Source organism: Nonomuraea insulae, from assembly GCF_042656245.1.
The window spans coordinates 18,336-27,975 of the sequence record NZ_JBHSPA010000078.1; the positions used below are offsets into that span (position 1 = coordinate 18,336).

At 65.0% G+C, this 9,640-nt stretch carries 18 protein-coding genes; all 18 read left to right on the top strand.

The window, feature by feature from the left end; all coding sequences use genetic code 11:
* Positions 1 to 106 precede the first annotated feature (106 nt).
* The 18 genes from rplP (at position 107) to ACFPZ3_RS51480 (ending at position 9,545) form a co-directional block, all read left to right on the top strand.
* Positions 107 to 526: a 50S ribosomal protein L16 gene (rplP, locus tag ACFPZ3_RS51395; RefSeq protein ID WP_379521758.1), complete on the top strand. Its 420-nt coding sequence runs from the start codon at positions 107 to 109 to the stop codon at positions 524 to 526.
* Positions 526 to 762, top strand: coding sequence for a 50S ribosomal protein L29 (gene rpmC, locus ACFPZ3_RS51400; RefSeq protein ID WP_379521759.1), 237 nt, complete (start codon positions 526 to 528; stop codon positions 760 to 762). The genes rplP and rpmC overlap by 1 nt, the downstream gene beginning before the upstream one ends.
* Positions 755 to 1,051 (top strand): 30S ribosomal protein S17, encoded by a 297-nt coding sequence (rpsQ, locus tag ACFPZ3_RS51405; RefSeq protein WP_379521760.1) that lies wholly within the window; start codon positions 755 to 757, stop codon positions 1,049 to 1,051. The genes rpmC and rpsQ overlap by 8 nt, the downstream gene beginning before the upstream one ends.
* 197 nt (positions 1,052 to 1,248) lie before the next feature.
* Entirely contained in the window at positions 1,249 to 1,620 is a 372-nt protein-coding gene (gene rplN, locus ACFPZ3_RS51410) for a 50S ribosomal protein L14 (RefSeq protein WP_026214151.1), read from the top strand.
* Between the two features lie 12 nt (positions 1,621 to 1,632).
* On the top strand, positions 1,633 to 1,923 hold the full coding sequence (rplX, locus tag ACFPZ3_RS51415) for a 50S ribosomal protein L24 (protein WP_379521771.1): 291 nt from the start codon (positions 1,633 to 1,635) through the stop codon (positions 1,921 to 1,923).
* On the top strand, positions 1,923 to 2,498 hold the full coding sequence (gene rplE, locus ACFPZ3_RS51420) for a 50S ribosomal protein L5 (RefSeq protein ID WP_364112946.1): 576 nt from the start codon (positions 1,923 to 1,925) through the stop codon (positions 2,496 to 2,498). Before rplX ends, rplE begins: the two co-directional genes overlap by 1 nt.
* 4 nt (positions 2,499 to 2,502) lie before the next feature.
* Positions 2,503 to 2,688: a type Z 30S ribosomal protein S14 gene (locus ACFPZ3_RS51425; RefSeq protein WP_020542298.1), complete on the top strand. Its 186-nt coding sequence runs from the start codon at positions 2,503 to 2,505 to the stop codon at positions 2,686 to 2,688.
* A gap of 189 nt (positions 2,689 to 2,877) precedes the next feature.
* On the top strand, positions 2,878 to 3,276 hold the full coding sequence (gene rpsH / locus ACFPZ3_RS51430; protein ID WP_379521761.1) for a 30S ribosomal protein S8: 399 nt from the start codon (positions 2,878 to 2,880) through the stop codon (positions 3,274 to 3,276).
* 16 nt (positions 3,277 to 3,292) lie between these two features.
* A complete protein-coding gene (rplF, locus tag ACFPZ3_RS51435; protein ID WP_379521762.1) occupies positions 3,293 to 3,835 on the top strand; it encodes a 50S ribosomal protein L6 in 543 nt (180 codons plus the stop codon).
* Between the two features lie 2 nt (positions 3,836 to 3,837).
* A complete protein-coding gene (rplR, locus tag ACFPZ3_RS51440) occupies positions 3,838 to 4,221 on the top strand; it encodes a 50S ribosomal protein L18 (RefSeq protein WP_379521763.1) in 384 nt (127 codons plus the stop codon).
* A 25-nt stretch (positions 4,222 to 4,246) separates the two neighbouring features.
* On the top strand, positions 4,247 to 4,876 hold the full coding sequence (gene rpsE, locus ACFPZ3_RS51445; RefSeq protein WP_345558123.1) for a 30S ribosomal protein S5: 630 nt from the start codon (positions 4,247 to 4,249) through the stop codon (positions 4,874 to 4,876).
* A gap of 2 nt (positions 4,877 to 4,878) precedes the next feature.
* The gene (rpmD, locus tag ACFPZ3_RS51450; RefSeq protein WP_262849257.1) at positions 4,879 to 5,061 is read left to right on the top strand and encodes a 50S ribosomal protein L30; all 183 of its coding nucleotides are present in this window, start codon (positions 4,879 to 4,881) and stop codon (positions 5,059 to 5,061) included.
* A gap of 2 nt (positions 5,062 to 5,063) precedes the next feature.
* Positions 5,064 to 5,519, top strand: coding sequence for a 50S ribosomal protein L15 (gene rplO, locus ACFPZ3_RS51455; protein WP_379521764.1), 456 nt, complete (start codon positions 5,064 to 5,066; stop codon positions 5,517 to 5,519).
* Between the two features lie 170 nt (positions 5,520 to 5,689).
* Positions 5,690 to 6,994: a preprotein translocase subunit SecY gene (gene secY, locus ACFPZ3_RS51460; protein ID WP_379521765.1), complete on the top strand. Its 1,305-nt coding sequence runs from the start codon at positions 5,690 to 5,692 to the stop codon at positions 6,992 to 6,994.
* Positions 6,994 to 7,644 carry an adenylate kinase gene (locus ACFPZ3_RS51465; protein WP_379521766.1) on the top strand — a complete coding sequence of 217 codons (651 nt, stop codon included), beginning with the start codon at positions 6,994 to 6,996 and terminating at the stop codon, positions 7,642 to 7,644. Before secY ends, ACFPZ3_RS51465 begins: the two co-directional genes overlap by 1 nt.
* Positions 7,645 to 7,755: 111 nt before the next feature.
* Positions 7,756 to 8,565 carry a type I methionyl aminopeptidase gene (map, locus tag ACFPZ3_RS51470; protein ID WP_379521767.1) on the top strand — a complete coding sequence of 270 codons (810 nt, stop codon included), beginning with the start codon at positions 7,756 to 7,758 and terminating at the stop codon, positions 8,563 to 8,565.
* 15 nt (positions 8,566 to 8,580) lie between these two features.
* A complete protein-coding gene (locus ACFPZ3_RS51475) occupies positions 8,581 to 9,021 on the top strand; it encodes a DUF1707 SHOCT-like domain-containing protein (protein ID WP_379521768.1) in 441 nt (146 codons plus the stop codon).
* Between the two features lie 107 nt (positions 9,022 to 9,128).
* Positions 9,129 to 9,545 carry a hypothetical protein gene (locus ACFPZ3_RS51480; RefSeq protein ID WP_379521769.1) on the top strand — a complete coding sequence of 139 codons (417 nt, stop codon included), beginning with the start codon at positions 9,129 to 9,131 and terminating at the stop codon, positions 9,543 to 9,545.
* Positions 9,546 to 9,640 lie beyond the last annotated feature (95 nt).

A 9,640-nucleotide genomic window follows, 5' to 3' on the forward strand; every position in this document is an offset into this window, starting at 1 on the left:
GGGGGGGGGGGGGCCGCGGCGACCGCGCCCCCCGCAATGAGGCGGCCTCTCAGGCCGCCCCCGAGACCGGCCCGGCTGCGCAGCCGGGTGCTGAAGGGAGCTGACCATGCTGATCCCGCGCAGGGTCAAGCACCGCAAGCAGCACCGGCCTGACCGCAGCGGAGCCGCCAAGGGCGGCACCAGGGTCGTGTTCGGCGAGTACGGCATTCAGGCGATGGAGCACTCCTATGTGACCAACCGCCAGATCGAGTCGGCTCGTATCGCCATGACCCGTCACATCCGCCGTGGCGGCAAGGTGTGGATCAACATCTACCCCGACCGTCCGCTCACCAAGAAGCCCGCCGAGACCCGCATGGGTTCCGGTAAGGGTTCGCCGGAGTGGTGGATCGCCAACGTCAAGCCCGGACGCGTGATGTTCGAGCTGTCGGGCGTGGGGGAGTCGGTGGCTCGTGAGGCGCTCACCAGGGCGATCCACAAGCTCCCGATGAAGTGCAAGATCGTTAAGCGTGAAGTGGGTGAGGCGTGATGGCTAAGAGCCTGACCGCCGGTGATCTGCGGCTCGAGGACGAGGACACCCTCGTCCAGAAGCTGAAGGAGGCGAAGGAGGAGCTGTTCAACCTCCGCTTCCAGGCAGCGACCGGTCAGTTGGAGAGCCACGGGCGGCTGCGCGCCGTCCGCCGCGAGATCGCCCGTATCTACACCGTGATGCGCGAGCGCGAGCTGGGCATCGTCACGGTCGAGAAGGAGACGAGCGATGGCTGAGACCGAGAGCACCGAGACCACCGAGACCACGGACGAGCAGCGGAACTTCCGCAAGGTCCGTGAGGGCCTTGTGGTCGGCGACAAGATGGACAAGACCGTCGTCGTCGCCGTCGAGGACCGCGTCAAGCACCGTCTGTACGGCAAGGTCATCCGCCGTACGACCAAGTACAAGGCGCACGACGAGGCCAACGCCTGTGGCGTCGGCGACCGCGTGCTGCTGATGGAGACCCGTCCCCTCTCCGCCACCAAGCGGTGGAGGGTCGTGGAGATCCTCGAGAAGGCCAAGTAACCCAGGCCTCTCGGATATACCGCGCCTCGTGGGGGCTCTCAGAGCCCCCATGACGGTGTCCAAGGACGCGGGGCCCACCGGCCTCGCGTCGCCTGCGGTGCGGCGCCCCACGGGGCGCTGTGGCCGGAGGAACAAGACAATGACAGGTTCCGCCAGGCTCAGCGATGAGAACCGGCGCGACTAACAGGAGTTAAGACGTGATCCAGCAGGAGTCGCGGCTCAAGGTCGCCGACAACACGGGCGCGAAGGAAATCCTTTGCATCCGTGTTCTCGGTGGCTCGGGCCGACGCTACGCCGGTATCGGCGACGTCATCGTCGCCACTGTCAAGGACGCGCTGCCGGGCAGCACGGGCGTCAAGAAGGGCGATGTGGTCAAGGCCGTCATCGTCCGCACGGTCAAGGAGCGCCGCCGGCCCGACGGCTCCTACATCCGCTTCGACGAGAACGCCGCGGTCATCATCAAGGACAGCGGTGACCCTCGTGGCACTCGTATCTTCGGCCCGGTCGGCCGGGAGCTGCGCGACAAGAAGTTCATGCGCATCATCTCGCTCGCGCCGGAGGTGTTGTAAATGCCGAAGAGTCTGCATGTGAAGAAGGGTGACCTGGTCCAGGTCATCGCCGGTAAGGACAAGGGCGCCAAGGGTCGTGTGATCGCCGCCCTCCCCGACAAGGACCGCGTGGTCGTCGAGGGCGTCAACATGATCAAGAAGCACACCAAGGAGACCCACCAGGGCCCTCGCGGCGCCAAGACCGGCGGCGTGCAGACCATGGAGGCCTCGATTCACGTCTCGAACGTGAAGAAGCTCAAGGACGAGAAGCCCGCCGACAAGAAGGCCGACGAGAAGGCCGACGAGACGGGTGAGGACAGCTGATGACTGCCACGACCACTGAGACCGAGCGCCCGACGCCGCGACTCAAGACGAAGTACCGCGAGGAGATCGCGGCCCAGCTTCGCGAGCAGTTCGGCATCGAGAACGTCATGCAGATCCCGGCCCTGACCAAGATCAAGGTCAACATGGGCGTCGGCGAGGCGGCTCGCGACTCCAAGCTCATCGAGGGCGCCGTCCGCGACCTCACGTCGATCACCGGCCAGAAGCCGGCCGTCGTCCGGGCGCGCAAGTCCATCGCCCAGTTCAAGCTGCGCGAGGGCATGCCGATCGGCGCGCACGTCACGCTGCGCGGCGACCGTATGTGGGAGTTCCTCGACCGGCTGCTCGCGCTGGCGCTGCCCCGTATCAGGGACTTCCGCGGCCTGTCGCCCAAGCAGTTCGACGGCAACGGCAACTACACCTTCGGTCTGACCGAGCAGGTCATGTTCCACGAGGTCGACCAGGACAAGGTCGACCGTCCGCGGGGCATGGACATCACGATCGTGACCACCGCGAAGAACGACGACCAGGGCCGGGCGCTGCTGAAGCTCCTCGGCTTCCCGTTCAAGGAGGCCTGATCCAATGGCGAAGAAGTCGCTGATCGCCAAGGCGGGGCGCAAGCAGAAGTTCGAGGTCCGCGCGTACACTCGTTGCTCGCGTTGCGGCCGGCCGCGCGCGGTCTACAGGAAGTTCGGGCTCTGCCGCGTGTGCTTCCGCGAGATGGCGCACCGGGGCGAACTGCCTGGCATCACCAAGTCGAGCTGGTAGATACCCTGAGGGGCGGCCAGGTGCCGCCCCCCAGGTATTCATATTCGGTAGTAGAAGATCAGGACGCATCCCGCGTCCGTGACCGCGCCGAAGGTCCACCGGTAGAGCAGGGAGAGGTAGCCGAAAGGCGGACTCGACCATGAGAACTGCTTCACCGACTGGAAACCGCGGCGAGGAAGGCCACTGGCCATGACGATGACCGACCCGATCGCAGACATGCTCACACGTCTGCGTAATGCGAATTCGGCGTACCACGAAAGCGTGTCGATGCCGTACTCGAAGATCAAGGCGCACATCGCCGAGATCCTCCAGCAGGAGGGCTACATCCAGACCTGGGCCGTCGAGGACGCCAAGGTTGGAAAGAACCTCGTGGTGGAGCTCAAGTTCGGGCCTACCCGTGAGCGTTCGCTCGCGGGCCTGCGCCGGGTTTCCAAGCCCGGTCTGCGGGTTTATGCGAAGAAGGACAATCTGCCTCGAGTCCTGGGCGGGCTGGGCGTCGCGATCATCTCGACGTCCGCCGGTCTCATGACCGACAAGCAGGCCGGCAAGCGTGGTGTGGGCGGGGAAGTCCTCGCCTACGTCTGGTAGAGGGGAGGAACACAGCATGTCGCGAATCGGACGGCTGCCCATCCCTGTGCCGAGTGGCGTAGACATCACGATCACAGGCCAGGATGTCCAGGTCAAGGGCCCGAAGGGCACGCTCATTCACAAGGTCGCCGAGCCCATTTCGGTCGCGCGCGACGAGGACGGCACCATCGCCGTCTCCCGGCCCAACGACGAGAACAAGGTCCGTGCGCTGCACGGCCTGTCCCGGACGCTGATCGCCAACATGGTGCAGGGCGTCACTCAGGGCTACTCCAAGAGCCTTGAGATCGTCGGTGTCGGTTACCGCGTTCTGGCCAAGGGCCCGACGCAGCTGGAGTTCTCACTGGGCTTCAGTCACCCGGTCATCGTCGACGCCCCCGAGGGCGTCACCTTCCGTGTCGAAAGGCCGACCGTGTTCCACGTGGACGGCATCGACAAGCAGAAGGTCGGCGAGGTCGCGGCCAACATCCGCAAGTTGCGCAAGCCTGACCCGTACAAGGGCAAGGGCGTGCGCTACCAGGGAGAACAGATCCGCCGCAAGGTCGGAAAGGCTGGTAAGTAGGCATGGCTCCGAAGACTGCGTTCAGCAAGCACACGGCTGCCCGCACCGTCTCGCGGGCCCGCCGTCACCGCCGCGTCCGCAAGTTCGTCGTCGGTACGACTGTGCGCCCGCGCCTGGTCGTCAACCGGTCGGCCCGTCACATGTTCGTCCAGATCGTGGACGACACCGTCGGCCACACGCTGGTGAGCGCGTCCACCATGGACTCCTCGCTGCGCACGCTGGAGGCGGACAAGACGGAAAAGGCGAAGAAGGTCGGCGAGCTCCTCGCTCAGCGGGCCAAGGAAGCCGGGATCACCCAGGTCGTCTTCGACCGCGGTGGCAACCGCTACGCCGGGCGCATTGCGGCCCTGGCGGACAGCGCTCGCGAAGGCGGGCTCGAATTCTGATGGCAACTGAGAAGAGGAACCACTGATGGCTGCAGCTCCGCGTCGCGGTGGCGGCACCGGTGGCGAGCGGCGTGACCGTCGTGACGATCGCCGCGGTGGCGCCGCTGACAAGGGCGTCTCGTACATCGAGCGCGTAGTGAAGATCAACCGAGTGGCCAAGGTCGTGAAGGGTGGTCGTCGCTTCAGCTTCACCGCCCTCGTCATCGTCGGTGACGGCAACGGCATGGTCGGCGTCGGCTACGGCAAGGCCAAGGAAGTACCCGCGGCCATCGCCAAGGGCGTCGAAGAGGCGAAGAAGCACTTCTTCAAGGTGCCTCGGATCCAGGGCACCATCCCGCACACCGTGCAGGGTGAGGAGGCGGCCGGTGTCGTCTTCCTGCGTCCTGCCTCGGCCGGTACCGGCGTCATCGCCGGTGGCCCGGTGCGCGCGGTCCTGGAGTGCGCCGGCATCCACGACGTGCTGTCCAAGTCGCTCGGCTCGGACAACCCGATCAACATCGTGCACGCCACCGTGGCGGCTCTGAAGGGCCTCTCGCGGCCCGAGGAGATCGCCGCCCGCCGTGGCCTGCCGATCGAGGACGTGGCTCCGGCTCGGATGCTCAAGGCTCAGCGTGAGGGCATCGCCGAGGCGGCTGCCGCTAAGGCGGTGAGCTAGTCATGGCGCGTTTGAAGATCACTCAAACTCGCTCGAAGATCGGCGGCAAGCAGAACCAGCGTGACTCGCTGCGTTCGCTTGGCCTGAAGCGAATCGGCGACGTCGTCGTCAAGGAGGACCGGCCCGAGATTCGCGGGATGGTCTCCGTGGTGACGCACCTCGTCGAGGTGGAAGAGGTCGACTAGTCATGACTGACAAGGCTCCGCTCAAGATTCACGACCTGCGTCCCGCCCCCGGCGCCAACAAGGCCAAGGTCCGCAAGGGTCGTGGCGAGGCGTCGAAGGGCAAGACGTCCGGTCGCGGCACCAAGGGCAGCCACGCCCGTACGACGGTCCCCCTCGGCTTCGAGGGTGGCCAGGTGCCGCTGCAGAGGCGTCTGCCGAAGCTCAAAGGCTTCTCCAACGCCCTGTTCAAGACGACCTACCAGGTCGTCAACCTCGATAGGCTCGGCGAGCTGTTCCCCGATGGTGGCGAGGTCACCGTCGAGACGCTGGTCGCCAAGGGTGCTGTTCGCAAGAACCAGCTCGTGAAGGTGCTCGGCACCGGCGAGATCTCGGTCGCGGTGAACGTGCGGGCTCACGCCTTCTCGTCCTCCGCGAAGGAGAAGATCGCCGCTGCCGGTGGTTCCGTTACCGAGCTGTAGTAACGCTATGACGAGGCGTGGGGGCTTTGACAATGGGCCCCCACGCCCGTAGTGCGTTAGAGTTCGCGAGACGGCAGGCTTCTGTCCGGCTCGTTTGACATGAGACTTCAGATGGCAGATCCCCGCACCATCGCTTACTCACAACGCCGTAAAGGCGCGCAGGAGGGACCGTGCTGACCGCGTTTACCCGGGCGTTCCGGACACCGGACCTGCGCAAAAAGTTGCTCTTCACCCTGGGCATCATCGCGCTTTTCCGTCTCGGCTCGGTTCTGCCGACCCCGGGAGTCCACGTCCAGAACCTCGCAGCCTGTTTCGACCAGGCCCGTAGCGGAGACACCGGCAACATCTACGGGATGGTCCAGCTGTTCAGTGGCGGTGCACTGCTGAAGCTGTCGGTGTTCGCGCTGGGCATCATGCCGTACATCACCGCGAGCATCATTCTCCAGCTGCTCGTCGTCGTTATTCCGCGTCTCGAGGCTCTGAAGAAGGAAGGCCAGGCCGGTCAGACCAAGATCACGCAGTATACGCGTTATCTGACCATCGGGCTCGCCATTCTCCAGTCGACCGCCTTCATCGCTCTGGCCCGCACCGGCCAGCTTTTCCCGAACTGTCAGCAGGACGTGCTGCAGGACCCGAACAACATCTTCTCCATCGTCACGATGGTTGTGATCATGACCGCCGGCACGTCGGTGATCATGTGGCTGGGCGAGCTCATCACCGACCGCGGCGTCGGCAACGGCATGTCCATCCTGATCTTCACGCAGGTCGTCGCGGTCTTCCCGTCCGAGCTGGCCAACATCTTCCAGGCCAACAAGTTCACCTTCTCGGTGGTCATGGTGGTCGGCATCTTCATGATCGCCGCGGTGGTCTTCGTCGAGCAGGCGCAGCGGCGCATCCCGGTCCAGTACGCCAAGCGGATGGTCGGCCGCAGGATGTACGGCGGCACGTCCACCTACATCCCGCTGAAGGTCAACCAGGCCGGCATCATCCCGGTCATCTTCGCCTCGTCGCTGCTCTACCTGCCGCAGCTCCTCACGTCGCTCTTCTCGACCAGCGACAACATGGTGATCACCTGGATCTCACAGAACCTGGCCACGGGCGACACGCCGATCTACATGACCACGTTCTTCCTGTTGATCATCTTCTTCACGTACTTCTACGTGTCGATTACCTTCAACCCCACTGAAGTCGCCGACAACATGAAGAAGTACGGTGGTTTCATTCCGGGCATCCGCCCCGGCCGGCCGACGGCTGAATACCTGAACTTCGTGCTCACCCGTCTGACCGCGCCTGGCGCGCTCTATCTGGGTCTGATCTCCATGGTCCCGATCGTCGCGCTGGCGGTGTCGGGTGCGAGCCAGAACTTCCCGTTCGGAGGGACGAGCATTCTGATCATGGTAGGCGTCGGCCTGGACACGGTGAAGCAGATCGAGAGCCAGCTGCAGCAGCGTAACTACGAAGGTTTCCTGCGGTAGTGCGTCTCGTTCTGGTCGGGCCCCCCGGAGCGGGTAAGGGGACGCAGGCCCAGTACATCGCATCGAACCTGTCCATCCCGAAGATTTCGACAGGTGACATCTTCCGTGCCAACGTCTCCGGCGGCACGGATCTTGGCAAGCTGGCCAAGACGTATATGGACCGTGGCGACCTGGTGCCCGATGAGGTCACCATCGCCATGGTCCGTGACCGTCTGTCCGAAGACGACGCGCAGGACGGGTTCCTGCTCGACGGCTTCCCGAGGAACGTCGCGCAGGCGGAGATCCTGCGCGACATGCTCAAGGACTGGGGCCAGGCGCTCGACCTCGTACTCGAACTCGTCGTCGACGACGACGAGGTGGTCAGGCGGCTGGCCGGCCGGCGCACGTGCAGTCAGTGCGGCCGCATCTGGCACGTCGAGTTCGACGACAAGAAGGACGACAAGTGTGACGCGTGCGGGGGCGCGCTGTTCCAGCGTGACGACGACAAGGAGGAGACGGTCAGGCACCGCCTGGAGGTCTACCAGGAGCAGACGGCGCCGCTGGTCTCCTACTACGCCGACGAGGACATCCTGGTGGGTGTCGACGCGACCGGCCCGGTCGAGGAGGTCACTCAGCGGGCCATGGACGCGATCCGGCCGTTCATGGGCTAGTCCTCATCTGACCGATTCGCGGAGGTGGCACGGGGTTCCGTGCCACCTCGCGGCTATTGTGGGGGGAATTGGGTCCCCACCGTGGCCCGTTGAGACCCTGGGGGGCAGAAGATGTTCAAACGCAACAGACACGGCATTCAGATCAAGTCGCCGGAGCAGCTCGAGAAGATGCGCGCTGCCGGCCTGGTGGTCGGGCGCACGCTCGATCTGCTGAAGCGCTCTGTGCAGCCCGGAATGACGCCGCTCGACCTCGATGTCATCGCCGAGAAGGCGATCAGGGACGAGGGCGCGATCCCGTCGTTCAAGGGCTATCAGGGCTTCCCGGCCACGATCTGCGCGTCGGTCAACGACGAGGTGGTGCACGGCATCCCGACCGGCGCCCGCGAGCTGCGTGAGGGCGACATCATCTCGATCGACTGCGGCGCCATCCTGGAGGGCTGGCACGGAGACTCCGCCGTGACGGTTCCCGTGGGCGAGGTCGACCCCAAGCTGACGGAGCTCATGCGGATCACGGAGGAGTCCATGTGGCGCGGCATCGCCGCGCTGACGCCGGGCCGCCACCTGTCCGACATCGGCTACGAGGTGGAGCGCTACATCAGGTCGCAGGGTCGCTTCGGCATCCCTCCCGAGTACGGCGGCCACGGCATCGGCACCGAGATGCACATGGACCCCTGGATCGCCAACCACGGCAAGCCGGGCCGGGGCCCGGTGCTCGAAGAGGGCATGTGCCTGGCCATCGAGCCCATGGTCAACCTGGGCACGGAGCGCACGCGCGTACTGACCGACGACTGGACCGTGGTAACGATCGATGGCAAGCAGTCCGCACACTTCGAGCACAGCGTCGCGGTGACACATAATGGTCCTTGGGTGCTTACCGCCCTAGATGCGGGCAAAGAGCGCTTGGCCCAATTGCAGAACTAGCCGGGAGTGGGTGGGATGGCGAACAGCCCCGAGATGCGTGCCTCCGACGCCGACCGTGACCGAGTCGCCGCCATCCTCCGCGAGCACACCGCGCAGGGCCGCATCACGATGGAGGAGTTCAACGAGCGGCTGGAGTCGCTCTACGAGAGCAGGACCTATGGTGAGCTGGCCAAGCTGACGGTGGACCTGCCCGATGTGGACCTGCGCCACCTCCCCGTGAAGGCGGAGGCGCCGAGGGCGTCTCAGAAGCCGGCGCAGCAGGGCATGCACTCCGGCATGAAGGCGGCCTGGAGCGCCTGGGCCGTGGCCAGCGGCATCAACTGGGTGATCTGGCTGATCGTGAGCATCACGTCGGGCGACCTGATCTATCCCTGGCCGCTGTGGGTCATGGGCCCGTGGGGCGTGATCCTGCTGATGAGCACCATCTTCGGCAACAACCCGCCGAAGCGCCCCTAGGACTTTGTGCACTAGTGCACTGTGTGCATTCGTGCGCAGTGCGGATACGTCCGGATTCCTAACGTGAGGTGTGTCGCGAAGCACGCACCACTCACGGAGGAACCCTCATGCGCAAGGTCCTTGCAGCAACCGCCCTCGCCGGCTCGATCGCACTCACCGGTCTGGCCGTCTCTCCCGCCGCGCAGGCCGCCACGGCCGCCGCCGGTAGCACCACCCAGGCCGCCACCTCTCAGGGCAGCTGGGGCAAGTACTACTCCAGCAACAAGAAGGCCTACACCTACGGCAAGACCTACAAGCAGGGCTACAAGGTCTACACCCACTGGTACGGCAAGGAGTACTCCCCGAAGAAGGGTTACGTCTGGTTCCGCTACGAGTACAAGGGCGGCGGCACCGGCAAGCGCTTCTACTCCTGGAACGGTCAGTACGACCACACCTGGAGCATCAAGGGGATCAGCAAGCTGTACACCTACACCTGCTGGGGCGGCAAGTACAAGTACTGCGGTTCGGTGCACCGCATCTACTAGGACACGCCCCACTCCTGGAAGGCCCGCCGTGAACCCTTGGGTTCTAGGGTTCGTTGCAACACCCCAGTTCGGGGGATGCGATGGACTTCGAGATC